This is a genomic window from Candidatus Sulfurimonas marisnigri (genome assembly GCF_015265475.1).
In the GTDB taxonomy this organism is placed as follows: Bacteria; Campylobacterota; Campylobacteria; order Campylobacterales; family Sulfurimonadaceae; genus Sulfurimonas; species Sulfurimonas marisnigri.
The window spans coordinates 1,066,135-1,082,047 of sequence record NZ_CP054493.1 but is presented as its reverse complement, the minus strand read 5'-3'; the positions used below and the strand labels follow the sequence as shown (position 1 = coordinate 1,082,047).

15 protein-coding genes are annotated in these 15,913 nt (G+C 33.3%); 2 read left to right on the top strand and 13 right to left on the bottom strand.

Going from position 1 to position 15,913, the window contains the following annotated elements; all coding sequences use genetic code 11:
* Positions 1-30: 30 nt before the first annotated feature.
* The 11 genes from HUE87_RS05500 to HUE87_RS05450 form a co-directional block, all read right to left on the bottom strand.
* The gene (locus HUE87_RS05500; protein WP_194367720.1) at positions 31-660 is read right to left on the bottom strand and encodes an HAD family hydrolase; all 630 of its coding nucleotides are present in this window, start codon (positions 658-660) and stop codon (positions 31-33) included.
* Between the two features lie 8 nt (positions 661-668).
* Complete coding sequence (hemH, locus tag HUE87_RS05495) at positions 669-1,619, bottom strand: ferrochelatase (protein WP_194367719.1); 951 nt, start codon at positions 1,617-1,619, stop codon at positions 669-671.
* Positions 1,616-2,320: a TIGR02453 family protein gene (locus tag HUE87_RS05490; protein WP_194367718.1), complete on the bottom strand. Its 705-nt coding sequence runs from the start codon at positions 2,318-2,320 to the stop codon at positions 1,616-1,618. Before HUE87_RS05490 ends, hemH begins: the two co-directional genes overlap by 4 nt.
* A gap of 10 nt (positions 2,321-2,330) precedes the next feature.
* Complete coding sequence (locus HUE87_RS05485) at positions 2,331-5,456, bottom strand: cytochrome c biogenesis protein CcsA (RefSeq protein WP_194367717.1); 3,126 nt, start codon at positions 5,454-5,456, stop codon at positions 2,331-2,333.
* A gap of 65 nt (positions 5,457-5,521) precedes the next feature.
* Positions 5,522-6,223: an SIR2 family NAD-dependent protein deacylase gene (locus tag HUE87_RS05480; protein ID WP_194367716.1), complete on the bottom strand. Its 702-nt coding sequence runs from the start codon at positions 6,221-6,223 to the stop codon at positions 5,522-5,524.
* Positions 6,224-6,238: 15 nt separating this feature from the next.
* Positions 6,239-6,523 (bottom strand): DUF2249 domain-containing protein, encoded by a 285-nt coding sequence (locus HUE87_RS05475; RefSeq protein WP_194367715.1) that lies wholly within the window; start codon positions 6,521-6,523, stop codon positions 6,239-6,241.
* Between the two features lie 12 nt (positions 6,524-6,535).
* Positions 6,536-6,856: a hypothetical protein gene (locus tag HUE87_RS05470; protein ID WP_194367714.1), complete on the bottom strand. Its 321-nt coding sequence runs from the start codon at positions 6,854-6,856 to the stop codon at positions 6,536-6,538.
* Positions 6,857-6,912: 56 nt separating this feature from the next.
* Positions 6,913-7,896, bottom strand: a complete 984-nt coding sequence (locus tag HUE87_RS05465) for a sensor histidine kinase (protein WP_194367713.1) — start codon at positions 7,894-7,896, stop codon at positions 6,913-6,915.
* Positions 7,896-9,176, bottom strand: coding sequence for a M18 family aminopeptidase (locus HUE87_RS05460; RefSeq protein ID WP_194367712.1), 1,281 nt, complete (start codon positions 9,174-9,176; stop codon positions 7,896-7,898). Before HUE87_RS05460 ends, HUE87_RS05465 begins: the two co-directional genes overlap by 1 nt.
* 9 nt (positions 9,177-9,185) lie before the next feature.
* Positions 9,186-12,791 (bottom strand): DNA polymerase III subunit alpha, encoded by a 3,606-nt coding sequence (gene dnaE, locus HUE87_RS05455; protein WP_194367711.1) that lies wholly within the window; start codon positions 12,789-12,791, stop codon positions 9,186-9,188.
* A 91-nt stretch (positions 12,792-12,882) separates the two neighbouring features.
* On the bottom strand, positions 12,883-13,800 hold the full coding sequence (locus tag HUE87_RS05450; protein ID WP_194367710.1) for a hypothetical protein: 918 nt from the start codon (positions 13,798-13,800) through the stop codon (positions 12,883-12,885).
* A 164-nt stretch (positions 13,801-13,964) separates the two neighbouring features.
* Between HUE87_RS05450 and rd the strand changes: the two genes are divergently transcribed.
* Both rd and HUE87_RS05440 read left to right on the top strand, forming a co-directional pair.
* The gene (gene rd / locus HUE87_RS05445) at positions 13,965-14,132 is read left to right on the top strand and encodes a rubredoxin (protein WP_194367709.1); all 168 of its coding nucleotides are present in this window, start codon (positions 13,965-13,967) and stop codon (positions 14,130-14,132) included.
* Positions 14,125-14,598 carry a cytochrome P460 family protein gene (locus HUE87_RS05440; protein ID WP_194367708.1) on the top strand — a complete coding sequence of 158 codons (474 nt, stop codon included), beginning with the start codon at positions 14,125-14,127 and terminating at the stop codon, positions 14,596-14,598. The genes rd and HUE87_RS05440 overlap by 8 nt, the downstream gene beginning before the upstream one ends.
* Before the next feature lie 57 nt (positions 14,599-14,655).
* Here HUE87_RS05440 and efp read toward each other — a convergent pair whose 3' ends face one another.
* On the bottom strand, positions 14,656-15,222 hold the full coding sequence (efp, locus tag HUE87_RS05435; RefSeq protein WP_194367707.1) for an elongation factor P: 567 nt from the start codon (positions 15,220-15,222) through the stop codon (positions 14,656-14,658).
* Between the two features lie 301 nt (positions 15,223-15,523).
* Positions 15,524-15,880 carry a hypothetical protein gene (locus tag HUE87_RS05430; protein ID WP_194367706.1) on the bottom strand — a complete coding sequence of 119 codons (357 nt, stop codon included), beginning with the start codon at positions 15,878-15,880 and terminating at the stop codon, positions 15,524-15,526.
* Between the last annotated feature and the right edge of the window lie 33 nt (positions 15,881-15,913).

Genomic DNA, 15,913 nt, shown 5'->3' with positions numbered 1-15,913 from the left:
TATAATCTGCATATATTCTATCATAAAAATTTATAAAACAATATCTAATATCTCTTTTGGATTACTTACAACTAAACTATGATTACTTATTGGGCTAAATCCCCAAGTTGCAAATATTGAGTCAATGCCAGCATTTCTTGCACTTAGCATATCTTTTGAATTATCACCAACCATCCAGGCTTTATGAGCACTCTTGTTAAACTTATAAAAATTTAAAATATTTTCAAGCATTTCAGGATTTGGTTTAGAAATAGCCACCTTATCTGCTCCTATAATCACATCAAAAAGTTCGTATACTCCTAAATGTTTTAACATTCTTAGAGCAAATGGAGTGGGGGCATTAGTAGCTACAGAAATTTTTATCCCCTTATTAACCAACTCAAGAAGCGTCTCTTTTATACCATCATAAAGATATGGATTTTGTATACACTGAATAGCATAATGAATTTCAAAAGCATTTCTATCTCTTTCGTGATAAACTTCAGTACCATAAAAAAGTTTAGGTAAATTTCTAACCTCCATATTTATGGCTTCAACTATAAACTCTTCACTAAGAGGAGGCATATTATAATGTATCTCTCTTATTTTATTTACAGAAATAGTTATATCTTTTTTTGAATCTAAGAGAGTACCATCCATATCAAAAATAACAACTTTCATAAACTATCCTACTTCATCTTAGTATATATCTCTTCAAGAGCATCAACAAAAAGATCGCTATCATTTGGACATCTACAAACTCTATACTCTTTAAAACCTAGCTCTTCTGCTATCTCTCTGTACTCTATCTCCAGCTCAAAATCTGTTTCAGAGTTGTCGATAGTAAAAGCTATTGGAAATATAATTATTCCCCTATTTCTTACAGTTTCAAGTTTATCTTGCAAAGACGGTTTTAACCACTCTAATGGTCCGACCTTTGATTGGTACGCTAAATGAGTAGCATGAAAATTCATTTTTTCTTCTTTTAACATATCTTTTAAAATTTCTACGTGCTTTTTGACATGTCGCTCATAAACATCACCAGCGTCTACTATTTTTTTAGGAAGTCCATGTGCAGAAAATATAATATCAAAATCATTATAGTTATCGCCGCCCATCTTCTCTTTTATTCTCTCAATTACGGCTTTGTTATATGTTTTGTTTTCAAAAAAATGTTTTATTTCCACTAAAACAGCACTACCTTCACTGTTGTGGTAATTCTCTTCAAAGTCTTCTAGTGATGATTTTGTAGTTGTAGTTGATTGTTGAGGGTACAGAGGAATCAAGTATATCTTTTCAACTTTTTCTTTGTTAATTCTATCTATAACTTCAGGTACAAAAGGGGGTGTATAACGCATAGCAAAGTCAACTATTACATTTCCTCCGAGTCTCTCTTGAAGTTTTTTTACTAAAGATTTTGTATGTCCTACTATTGGTGATTTACCACCAAGCTGTCTGTATATCTCTTGTGAACTCTCTGTTCTATTAAAGACTATCAATCCCCCAATAAACTTTCTCAATAGATTGCTTTTCATAGTCAATATGTTTTTATCTGCAAACATATTTTTTAGAAATATTTCAACCTCTTCAAGGTTATTAGGTCCGCCCATATTTAGTAAAATTACTGCTTCTTTTTTCACTTGCCTTCCTCCTTAACTCTCAAACTTATTTCATAAACAATTTGTTGTAATGGTAACATATCTTCATATATCTTATAAAGTGTTTCTATCAATTTCTCACCATTTTCTATTAAATTTGGCTCTATAATTTTATAAGTCGCCATCCCTTTATATAAAAATAGATGCGAATACATCATCTCTTTATTTATACCTGATGGGTATCTTTTATACCCCTTTTCAATCACACTATAACCTTTATCCATCAAAGAGTGAAGCAGTCTATTTAATGTCTCTCGCTTGCGTGAGTCTTTTATATATTCACGGTATGCATCTAACATAGGCTTCTCAAACCATCTAACACCAACAGAAACAAAAAGTTCATCTGGTGAAAAGTGCATGTAAAAAGATGATGTCTGCATTCTGCTGCCATTACCTTGCCAAAAGATAATACCTATACGATGCTTCAATGGTTCTTTATTTGCCCCCATTCTACGAGTGTCTCTATAAATTCTAAAAAGTGATTTATTGATTTTAGGAGAAAAGTTTATAGTTGGTTCAAGAGCCATAAGATGCTCGCCAAACTCCTCTACAAATGAGCGTGATGGAGTTAGAATATAATTGTCATATTCTGTTCTATGAGCTTCAAACCACTCTTTATTATTATTGCTGCGGATAGCTCTCAAAAAAGGGAGTGTTTTATTTGAGAAGCCTTTAAAGTCCACACCTATCCTTTTAAGAGAGTTTTCTGTTTCTAAACGCCAAAGCAATTACCACAAATATAATTGCATAAGTAATAGGGACAAAATCAGGAATAGGCACTGGGTCACCTTTAGCATAAGAGTGCATTCCTGCAAGGTAATAATTTACTCCGAAGTATGTCATTATAACTGTTGAAAAAGATAGTAAAGAGATTACACTATAGTTAAAGTCACTATATATAGACTTAATAAATCTAAGATGAATTACAACTGCATATACAAGAATAGTCACTAAAGCCCAAGTCTCTTTTGGATCCCAACCCCAGTATCTACCCCAAGACTCATTTGCCCAAACACCGCCTAGGAAATTTCCAAAAGTTAGAAGCACTAAACCTACCATTAAACTCATCTCATTAATAGCATTTAATTCTTTAATTGATAGAGAAATATGTTTCTCGTTTTTTTCATTTTTAAGAACAAAGAGTAGTATTGTAATAAATCCAAGAAGTGCACCTAGACCTAAAAAACCATAACTTGCTGTAATTATTGATACATGAATACTTAACCAGTATGAGTTTAGCACTGGAACTAAGTTTGTAACCTGAGGATCCATCCAATTTAGATGTGCAACAAACAGTATAAGCCCAGTTAATATTGCAGTTGAAGCCATAGTCATAGTTGAGCGTTTAGAGAAGATAAATCCGGCTAAAACAGTTGCCCAAGCTATATAAACCATAGACTCATACCCATTTGACCATGGTGCATGCTCTGATATATACCATCTTAAACCAAGTCCAACTGTATGAGATGCAAAAAGAGCAACAAGAATTAGTAAAGAGATTTTCGAATAAATAGCCAAATTAAAACTTGGTTTTAAAATTTTAGTAAAACTCAAAATAAGAAGTATAAAACCCATCAAAAGGTATATAGGATAAATAGTTTCAAATATATCTGCTTCATTGTAGAAAACTTCCGCTTTAATTCTACTTTTAGATGGGAGTATTGAAGCACCATAAAATTTTTGATACTCAACTATCTTCCCTATTTCAATATTTGCCTCACTCCAATCTCCACTCACCATTGCTTTGTCAAGTGTTGAAAAATAGCTGTAGATAATAGTTTTAACACGTTCTACATTATCTGGAGTAAATGTTTGTAGTGCATCTATTGTTGAGAACCACTTATCATTAACATCATTTGGTTTAGGCCAAATTTGTAGAAGATTACCAGAATATATTGAATAAGATATATTAACACGTTCATCAACTTTTAAAACTGCTTTATCAAACAAGTCTCTATGCTTTGGCTCTTTTCTAACTGCTGTATCAACAGCATTGGCCAATTTATAATCACGTAAATTATCAGGATCTCCAAAAAACTGAGAAAATGAAGCATATTTTGAATCTGCTTTTGAACCAATCATTTTATTTATTACTTCATTTTTTGTTCTAATAATTTTTACGTCTCTATAGATATCAGGTCTTATCATCATTCCAAGTACAACTTGATTAGAATCCAATTTTTGATTTCCAACTTTCACAAATGAACCTCTATGAATTTTTGCCAATATTTCAGTTGTAAGAGTATCCATTGGCTTCATTCTTCCAGCACTGTCTTGAACAATTAACTGACTAAACTTTTTTGAATGCTCTTTATCCAATGATAGTATAGTTTTAATAGCTGGGCTTATATCTTCAGCATAAGATGGCGTTACACTAAACAGTAGTCCAATAGAGAGCAATAAGCCTAAAGTTTTTGCTTCACTTGCTTTTTTTGCTTTTTCAGAGAGTTTTGAAAATCTATTGCCTCTTGAAAAAAGTGACCAAAACATACCTAAACCTAAAAGAAAATAACCTATATATGTTGGAAGTGTTCCAGGGTCATTGTTTACGGACAAAACTGTCCCTTTTTCATCTTGATCGTATGAAGATTGAAAAAATCTATATCCGCGATGTTCTAAAATATTATTCATAAAAATTCTATATGGCATATTAACATCCTGCTCTTTATCTATCAGTTCAACTTCACTTGCATAAGATGCCGGACTCATTGAACCTGGGTATCTATCAAGCTGAAAATCTATTAGTTTAATTCCAAACGGAAGTGTTATTATTTTAGAACCGTAAGATACATGTACATCTACTCCATTAAACTCATTGTGAGACTCACGTGCCATTCTTCCAGCTTGTCCAAAAATCACAACTTCTTTTGATGTATCATCTACACTAATTTTAAATTTTAGTGCATCTTGTCCAGGTCTTGAAGCTTTAGCTTCTGGATTAGAGACAATTTTCTCACTCGCATGTTTATAAAACTTACGCAAAACAAAATTACTACCATCTACACCAAAGAGTGTTCTTCTAGCAAATTCATCTCTATCACTTTGAGGCATCTCTCCTTTTGCACCACCATCCATTTTCATCCAGCTAAGAGGCATGTCATGCTTCATATAAAGCTTTCCACCCTCTTCAAAAACTGATATAGTTGGTTTTAATAGCATTTTACCAGAAGCAAAATCCAAAGCTACAAAGTTATTTTCATAGTATGTACCTTTTTTAAGCTTGATTGATTCGCTAGAACCATTACCTGTTATCATAATTTCAGCTACTTCAAAACCACCATCAGTACCCTCTTCTAAGGTTTCAATTGCATCTGGTATATAGTCAATAAGCTCTACATGTACATTTTTGCCACCAACACTTAAAGTTGATGATAAGGAGTTTGTAGATTTTTTTGATAAATAGACAGAATCTGAACTGGTAGCTTTGTCTTTGCCTGCTGTTGCAGTGATATTAAAATAAGTATCTTTACTCTCCATTGTTGAGGCAGTTGAACCTTCACGAATATGCATAGTTCCTTCAAAACCATAAAAACGAGTTATTGCAGCACCGATGATTATAATTAAAAACGATAGATGGAAAATAAATATAGGGGCTTTTTTTATACTAAACATGTTGAATTTATACATATTTAACATAAGGTTCACAGCTAGAAGTGTTAAAAGCACCTCAAACCATCTTGCATTGTAAATATCTGCCTTTGCAGTAATAGTCCCGTAATCATTTTCAACAAATGTTGCATAACCAACAGAAAATGCAAAAATAAGCATCATTATTACCATTGTTTTCATGGAACTAAAAACAGAGAGAAGTTGTTTCATATATATCCTTTAATAAAAAGGACATTCTAGTTAAAATTAACTAATAGATGATTAAACTAATCTCTTTAATTCAAAAAATCTTCAATATACTCTGCAATATCAGAAATTGCTTCAGTAGCTTTTGCATAATATACCTTAGTGAAGTAGCTATCATCTATCGCACTGCTTGGCTCTAAATTGTTTAAAATAGATTTTTGTGTCAACTGTGCAAAATATGTTACATCCAAAACGTTTCCACTTGTTCCGATAACAATTATTAGCTCACACTCATCTAATTCATCAGCAAGTATCTCATACTTTGGAGCAGCTTCTCCAAAAAAAACTATATTTGGTCTAAGTTTTGAACCACATGTGGAACACTCTTTGGCAAAATCATCCTGTTTTATATATGAAATCTCAAAAATCTTATCACATTCTACGCATCTAAGTTCTGGTAAAAAACCGTGCAGATGTACAATCTCATCTTTTTTAACACCAGCTTTTTCAAATAAATCATCTACATTTTGAGTTAGTAAAGATATATAATCAGGATAATTATGTTTGAGTTCTACAATAATTTTGTGTGCATAGTTTGGTTTTTTATCTTTTATATCTGCACGTCTGGCATCATAAAAATTTTTAGTCACTTCTTCATTTGTATCTAAGCATCCAGCACTACAAACATCTTCAATGCGGTGTTTTTCCCATAAACCATCACTATCTCTAAATGTAGATATACCGGATTCTGCACTTATCCCAGCACCCGTAAGTATTAAAACTTTTGCCATAAGAAAACCTTTAGTTTAGTCTATTTTGAAAGTTACTCTAAAGTCTCCACTTGGGAGTTCTTTAGCTTCATGAGATACATTTTTTGGAAGCCTATCATAAAGCGGATATGGTTCATGGAAATAGACACCAACCAATCTATCTTCTTTAGTTTTTAATAAACTTATTGCGACAACTGTATTAACCATAGGTTCTGGCGGTTCACATTCAGTTGCATCGAACTCATAAAAAGTCAATCCATCTTTTTCATACTTATAAATATCAAGTGTTGCTCTTTTTAGTTCAATTAACTCTTTTTTCATACTTGTCTCTTTTTAATGAAATATATACTTCTTCTCTTCTTGATTCCAGTCAAAATAACTGGAAACTTTCTCGAAAGCTTTTATAACTATGGTTTCATGACAATCATTCCCATAGATTATTATAGGAGTATGGTAGTACCTATTATATGATTTTATTGGATGGAGTAGCATATCTTGCCAAGTTATCTCTATTTTACCATCATATGGCTCAAATGGGACACTTGAAACAATAGTTTTGTTTTTTGTTTTACACTTAAAATGACAAACCACATAAAACCTATCTATTTTTACATAATCCAGTAATGAGACTATTGTTTCACTGTTTTTCAGCATGCTTATTCCTCAAAGTATATTATATTCCATAAATTAAGCAATTCACATTCCATTTTCTATACAGCTATTTTTATCTCAAACCCTTTTCTCTCTCCGTTTAAAAGCTCTACACTACCACCATGAGCTTCAGCAATCTGTCTTGATAAGACGAGCCCAAGTCCATTTCCTTTAACTTTTGTGCTTTTAAATGCTTCGAACAACTCTGTAGTATTTTCAATTTCAATGCCACTGTCATATATATAAAAAATATGAAATTTATTCTCTTTTTTAAAAACAATTTCAACAATCCCATCATCGTTTTCATCTAACTCTATAGCATCAATAGCATTTGCCAAGAAATTAGAAAAAAGCATCTCCAAAAGACCTTTATCTGCATTTAGTATAAATTTTTGCGTAGGGAAAATAAAAGTTATCTCTTTAGTATAGCCATAATACCCAACTAACATGTTAAGTTCTTCTTGCAAATCACTCCACATAAATGGAGCTATGTTTGCTTCGACTCCTTTACTAAACATTAGCGTTGCCTTGATAATCCGCTCTATTCTAGAGACTGATTTTTGTATCTCTTCAACTATTGGTAAGTTTTCAGGAAGAACTCTATTTTTCAGAGTTGAGTTTAGAAGGGATATAGAACCGATTGGATTCCTTATCTCGTGTGAGAGATGAGCAGCCATTTGCCCCATTGTTGCAAGATTCTCTTTTCTTTTTTGTTCTGTAATATCTGTAGCACTCAGCATCACTTTATCTTTATGAGATGAACTTTTTATCAAATAAGATTTTTTGTTAAATGAGACCTCATAGTCGTTATTTTTAGGCTCAAGAAGTTCTAATAGTTCAGATAAAGATTTAGCTTGTGAATTTTGTAAAAATACAGTTCCATCATCATTGAGTATCCAGATTGCATTTGGCAAAAACTCTACAACTTTTTCAACTGTATCTTGCAGATGAGCATAAGAGCTTTTAAGATCATTAAACTCATTTTCAACCTTGTAAGTCTGTTCTATTAATAGGTTTAGCTCTTGGGGCGTAATACTAGACATTAATCGTTAAACCCTAAGATAATTTTATATAGCGAGTATGCATCATCAGCTCCGCAAAGTTCTCTTATAGAGTGCATAGCATAAGTAGGAAGTCCAACATCTAAAGTGTCGATACCAAGTCTTGTAGCTGTTATTGGACCTACTGTGGAACCACACCCCATATCACTTCTTGTAACATAGTTTTGAGTTGGTTCACCGAGTGAAGATGCTACATTTAAAAACTTTGATATTGTTTTAGAGTTTGAAGCATATCGCTGATTTGCATTTATTTTTACAACACTTCCTCTGTTTATGTATGGAGAGTGCTCTTTGTCATGCTTAGATGGGTAATTTGGGTGGACTGCATGTGCATTGTCCGCAGAGATAAAGAGTGATGTTCTAATTAACTGCATATACTCTTCATAATCACTAAAGAGTCTTCTAAGAGTGTTTTCCAAGAATGACCCTGCTGCACCCGAGGTTGAAGCACTTCCCACCTCTTCATGGTCGCTTGCAATAAAAAGCATAGGTGTCTGCGCATCAACACTGCAAATACTAAGCATCCCAACATAACAACTAAGAAGATTATCAACTCTTGCACTTGCTATAAAGTCATCATTTAGTCCGACAAAAGAGGCGTTTTGAGTGTCATAAAAACTAAGCTCATTCGCATATAGTTCTTTTACATCGTCAATCCCTGCATGTAGAAGCTGTTCTTTTATAAAATCATCAAAGTCAAAACCTCCGGTTTCTTTAGTAAAATTTTCGTTACATGTAACAATAGGGGTAATATCTGTTTGGGCATTTATGCTTTTAGTGTTGTTAACTTCTCTGTCTAAGTGAATAGCGAGTGAGGGGATAACAGCAATTGCTTTTTTAACATCTATCAGGGCATCTTTTATAATGTTTTGTGAACTTAGGTATGTCACTCTTCCAGCCAAAGACAAATCTCTATCAAACCAAGGGTTTAAAAGTAGCCCACCATAAGGTTCAACACCAAACTTTACAACTCCATGTTCTTTAATAACAGGATTTGGTTTTACCTTCAGATTTGGAGAGTCTGTGTGCGTCCCTACCATCGTGTAATTTTTACTATCAGAGTATGTAAAAGCTATAATTGAAGAGTCGTTTCTAGTAAGGTAGTACTTCTCTCCCTTTTGCAGCTCCCATTTACCGGCTTCATCAAGCTTTGTAAATCCGGCATTAGAAAACATCATTGCCATATTTTTCGTAGCATGAAAAGGTGTCGGCGAAGCATCTAAAAAGCCTAACAACCCTTCATTAAAATCTTGTTTATTCATCTGTTTTCCTTAACTTAATATATCTACATGTAGATTGCCGTCTAAAGCAGTCAATATCTTACTGTCAACTCTTATGGCAGAGTCAATCACAACGTTTTGAAGCTTAGAAATTATCGTAAGTTTTAGTTCTCTGTTACCTGGATTTTGGCGGACAAGTGTATAAAGCTCATCTAAAATTGTTGTTTCACTATCTAGTCTAATTGCCAAATGTATAGGCTCAAGTGGTGCTTCTCTCACCTCTTTTTTAGTCTTTTTAGTCTCTTTAATTGCCTCTTTTAGTGTCATTATCTTACTTACACCTATGCGAGTAAACATTTCTGTGTGAGTGATTTTTGTTTTAAATGCTACAGGCTCTTCTAAATTCATTTCGCTTAATTGCTCTAGCTTATCCGAGAAAAGCATAATCTCGACATTTCCATGAAAATCCATAAGGTTTACTATACCAAACTGGTTTCCTTTTTTGGATACTTTTTTTTGTATCTCTTCTACTTTTCCAATAAAAATAGCACTGGAGCCGTCTTTTACACTCTCAATCTCTGATGACATAGTGTAGTTTAGTTCAGAGAGCTTTTCTCTATACTCATCAAGGGGATGCCCTGATACGTAAAAGCCCAAGGTGTCTTTTTCAAACTCCAAAATCTCTTTTAGCTCATACTCATCTGAATTTTTAAGAGATAATTTTACAGTTGTTATCTCTTCGTCATCGCCAAAGAGGCTACCTACAGCATTTTTTCTGGCAGTTGCAGCATCTTTAGCAGTTTCAACTATTAGTTCTATCTGGTCTAAAAGAGCTTTTCTCGAGTAACCAAACCTGTCAAAACCACCTGACTTTATACTTGACTCAACAAATCGTTTATTTACTTTTGACGGGTCTATACGGTTTACAAAATTCTCAATTGAGGTAAACTCACCATCTTGCTCCCTTGTTTGTATAATCGACTCAACAGCAGCCCCACCTACTCCCTTAATGGCACCTAAACCAAAAAGAATTATCTCTTTGTCATCTTTAGTTATTGCGGAAAACTCCATGTATGAGTCATTTACATCAGGAGGAGAGAGCTCAATTCCCATTCTCTTTACCTCATCGATATAACGAACAACTTTATCTGTATTGTCCTTGTCCGAGGTTAAAAGTGCCGCCATAAACTCATTTGGATAGTATGTCTTCAGCCATGAAGTCTGAAAGGTAATCATCGCATAGGCTGCCGAGTGAGACTTGTTAAAACCGTATCCTGCAAACTTCTCAATCAAATCAAATAGTTTTGAGGCCTTATCATAATCATAACCCTGCTTTTGTGCACCATCACTAAACTCATGATTAAAAACACTCATATCTTTTTTCTTACCCATAGCACGACGGATAATGTCAGAATACCCAAGAGAAAAACCACCGATAGTCTGAACAATCTGCATTACCTGTTCTTGATAGACGATGACCCCATAAGTCTTTCCAAGAATCTGCTCCATTGTGTCAAATGTATATTCAATAGCTTCACGTCCATGCTTTCTCTCAATAAAACTGTCAAGCATTCCAGACTCCATTGGTCCTGGACGATAAAGTGCCAAGACCGCAATCAAGTCCTCAAAGTTGTCTGGCTTAAGTCGTTTATTCAAATCCTGCATACCAGAAGACTCTATTTGAAACATTCCTACTGTATCACCACCACGAATTACATCATATACTTTAGAATCATTTTCATCTATCTTATGCCAAACTACATCTTTGTCGTATCTTCTCTTTATTAGCTTAATGGCATTATCAATAACATCAAGAGTTTTAAGCCCAAGGAAGTCAAACTTAATTAAATCAACATCTTCAAGGTAGTTAAGTGAGTACTGAGTTACAAAGGTTGTCTCACCTGAAGGTTTATATATAGGTGTTTTTTTCCAAAGTTCTTCATTAGATATAACAACACCAGCGGCATGTATACCTGAGTTGCGTTTAAGACCCTCTAGCTTCTTGGCAAACTCCCAAACTCTTTTAGAATTTACATCACTCTCTATTAGCTCTTGGAGTTTTGGCTCTTTTTGAAAAGCTCCTGCAATAAAATCACCATTTTTTGTTTTGCCGTTTAAAGTAATACCAAGCTCATCAGGGATAAGTTTTGCCATCTTGTCAGCCTGAGATAGTGGCATATCAAGTACACGTGCTACATCTCTTATAACCCCTTTAGCCAAAAGCGAACCAAAGGTAATAATCTGAGCTACCTGATTACGTCCATACTTCTCAACAACATAGTCTATAACCTCTCCACGTCTAGCTTGCATAAAGTCCATATCTATATCGGGCATTGACACACGTTCTGGATTTAGGAATCTCTCAAAGAGTAAGTCATACTTCATAGGATCAATATCTGTAATATCTAGAGAATATGCAACCAAACTACCAGCGGCAGAACCACGACCTGGTCCAACTGCTATACCTCTCTCTTTAGCAACTTTTACAAAATCCCAAACAATCAACATGTAGCCTGGGAATTTCATTGAGTTTATGACATCCATCTCAAACTTAAGTCTATCTCTATACTCTTCATGCTTCTCTTGAGGGACATGTTTAAGTCTCTCTACAAGACCAACTTCACAACGATATATAAAGTACTCTGCGTCATTTTTGTCAATCCCGCTAAACCACTTTTTTTTATCTTCTAGTGAGGCAGCTGATGGGAGTGGAGCATCATCTTCGTGGTTTATATCTAAACCATCACCTTTTGAGTACTCTGGGGTAAATTTAAAGTTTGGCGGAATCGGGTCACCCAGCTTAAGCTCTAAATTACACTTATCTGCTATCTCTTGAGTATGAGCAAGCGCTTCTGGAATATCTGCAAATATTTTTGCCATCTGCTCTGGAGATTTCAGATAAAACTCATGTACTGAGTGGCGCATACGGTTAGGGTCATCATAGAGTTTATTCATCCCTATACACATAAACGCTTCATGGTACTGAGCATCACCTGGATAGGTATAGTGAGTATCATTTGTGGCCACTACTTTTATATCTAACTCATTTGATATCCTAAGCACCTGATCATCTATGAAAAGTTGATCACCAATACCATGACGCATAAGCTCAAGGTAAAAGTCATCACCGAAAATATCCTTATACTCTTGTGCAACAGCAAGTGCTCCATCATACCCCAAAGCACCATTTCTTACATTTCTCTCATTTTGTAAATTAAGGTGCCAGTTAACTTCTCCTTGAAGACATGCAGAGGTACATATAAGACCTTCGCTATGTTCACGAAGTTCTTTTTTATTTATACGAGGAAAGTAATAAAAGCCGTCTATAAAAGCTTTAGAAGAGAGATACATAAGGTTCTCATAACCTTTTTGATTTTTGGCAAAAAGGCAAATATGAAAACGCTGTTTAGTACTCTTATCATCCAATGTGTCACCGTTATGGATATATCCTTCCATCCCAATGATGGGCTTAATTCCGGCACCCTGCATCTGTTGATAAAAATCGATTGCACCAAACATATTTCCATGGTCAGTCATAGCAACAGAAGTCATACCAAGCTCTTTAACACGTGAGACCAAGTTGCTTAATTTGTTTGCACCATCTAGTAGTGAATACTCTGTATGAAGATGTAAATGTGTGAAAGGTTGTGCACTCATATTATTACCTATCTTTTATAAATTATTTTTTGATTATAGTGAAATTGTCTTAATCTTTAGTAATTTATTTTTTTGATATTTTATAACACTCTTACTTTACAGAAGTAAAAATAAAGTCTTTTAGAGAAGCAAACTGCGTTGAATAATTTTTGCTTTTATAGAACCTCTGAGTTAATTTTGACACCCTTGTTTTTTCATGCACTGAATTAATAATTTTGCCATCATCTGCGAGCAGTTCTCTCCATCTCTGAGCAGTATATTTTACTATAAAACTTTCACTTTTACCATGGCATAGCCTACATCGGTTTGAATATATATTTTCTCCACCGGGTGGTGTGGAGACAACTTTTCTATTAGCCTTTACATTTTCTACCGATTTATCTATTTTTTTTATTTTAACTCTTTTATAGTCAGACAAAACTGCAACTCTTTTAATATCTTCTAATTTCTTTGGCACTTTTTCGCGTTTATACTGCTTTTGTTTATAAGATTTTTTAGGACTTCTTAAAACTTCATCAGGCATCGGTGAAGCAACAATATCAAAATCAGTATTATCGATAACAATAATTTCTTTTTTATATATTTTTGATTTTTTTGTATTTCTTGCATCATATTTACTATAAACATCCATAGGTATCTCTTTTACAATTGATGCATCTAAAAACTTTCTATTTTTGTTCACAAGCTTAGGTTTATGTTTTTGGATTGGTTTTTGAACTGGTTTTTCTATTTTCTTATCTAATGTTTTTTCACTTCTCACGATTTCTTTTTTTACAACAGTTGTATTTTTCTCTTCACTAATAGAGAGATTAGAATCATTTTCAACTTTGACAGACACTTCTTTTGTAACAATCTGTTTTGCCTGCATAGTTGTTTCATCAATCTGTCTCTCTATACTTATGGGAAAAGCATTCTCATTTAATGTTATTTGATATTTGGAATTATAAAAAAAGACTATGCCAACAGCTGTTATAAAAAATAAAATCTGTAAATAAGTTTGTTTTTTCATTAGATAGCCATATTTAAATTTAATGCCAAATACTACATAAATTTTTCTAATTTATTGTTTAATACTATTTTATACAATAGCTTAATATTTATAATTAGTCTATAAAGTAATTTTAATTACAGTTTTTATCTCTTACAATTAATTAGAATAAAAAAGGATTCATTATGCAAAGATACAGATGTTTAACATGTGATTATATTTATGATCCCAAAGTTGGTGATGAAGAGAATGGAGTTGCTCTTGGAACCTCTTTTGAAGACCTCCCACAGGATTGGGTTTGTCCTTATTGTGGAGAAATAAAAGAGAATTTTGAGCCGCTAGGAGATGAATAGTAAACTACTGTTAATATCGCTACTTTTTACACTCTTATATTCTAAACATGAGGATGGTGCATCAGCAGAAAAGTTTGTATTTCCAAAATGGAAAAGTATGAATCTTCTAAATAAAGAGTTGCTAAATTCTATTGACCATAATTCATTTGTTGATATTTATGTAAATGATATTGCGAAAAGTGCTTACATAAATAAAAACAATAAGCTCCCTGAAGGTTCTATAATCTTAAAACCTCTATACCCTGAAAGAAAAAGAGAAAATTTAGCTCGTTTAGTAATTATGATGAAGATGAAAGATGGATATGACAGTGAAAATGAAAATTGGTGGTATGGAGTTTACGACAAAACTGGTACCAATGGATGGTTTGAAGGAAAAATAGACTCATGTATTAATTGCCATGAACACATGTGGAGTACAGATTATCTATTTAGTGAGAGTGTAATTAATAAAATCAATACTCAATAATTATCTACATGTAGAAATATCAAACCTATGTTAAATAGGTTTGATTATTAAAAATTACTATTTTACTTTTCCTAAAAATTCACAATCAACAGTATTTACTTTTATTAAGTCACCTTGTAATACATGATAAGGAACTTGGACAACAGCACCAGTCTCAAGAGTTGCAGGTTTTTTACTTCCACTTGAAGTATCACCTTTAAAGTTTGGTGGAGTATCTGTAATAATAAGTTCCATTGTTTCGGGTGCCAAAACAGATATAGCGTTTCCTTTAAAGAAAATCATTTCCACATTTGTCCCATCTTTTAACCATTTTGCTGCATCATCACACTGCTCGTAAGGTAGACCAAGTTGGTCATAAGTTTCATTATCCATAAATTGGTACATTTCACCATCATCGTATAGATACTGCATAGTTTTAAAGTCTATTATAGGAACTTCAAATTTATCACCTGCGTGTACAGTCTTGTCAACAACTTTGCCATTTAAAAAACTTTTTATTTTCATACGAACGAATGCTGCACCTTTACCTGGTTTTACATGCTGAAACTCCACCACTTTATATGGCACTTCGCCTACAATCATGCGAACATTTTTTTTGATATCACCCATTCCGATAGTTGCCATTAAAACACCTTGGTTAAATAATTTTTTTGAATTCTACACTAAAGGTGCTTAGAATGCTATAATGTCAAAAAAATTTATGTAATTTACTTTAAGACGCCACTTCAAAAAATGCTCGTGCTTGTACAATTAAAACCAATCATTAAACTATTAAAACTTAAAAGAGAATCTAAATAGATAAATGTGAGTATAAATTTTTTCAATCTGAAAGTATAGTTACTGTCTATATTTCAGATGAAAGATAAAGATGTAGCCTAATTTAAGCTACATCTTATAATAGCTTTATGCTATTCACTATAAAGAGTTACGCTTGTGAAAAATCTTCATCACTAGATGGAGTATTTAGAGCTTTTTCTAACACTAAATCTGATTTGCTTTTTACATATTCAGCTGTAAACACACCATCTTTATTAGCATTTTCTACAGTTGCGATTGTTGAAAAATCTTCATCACTAGATGGAGTATTTAAAGCTTTTTCCAACACTATATCTGATTTGCTTTTTATATATGCGGCTGTAAACACACCATATTTATTAGCATTTTCTACAGTTACGCTTGTTGAAAAATCTTCATCACTAGATGGAGTATTTAGGGCCGTTTTAAGTACATCTGCGTTAACTACACTAATTATTAAAGCACTTGCCAATACTAATCTTTTCATTTTCTTTACCTCATTTATTGCAATGTATTTTAG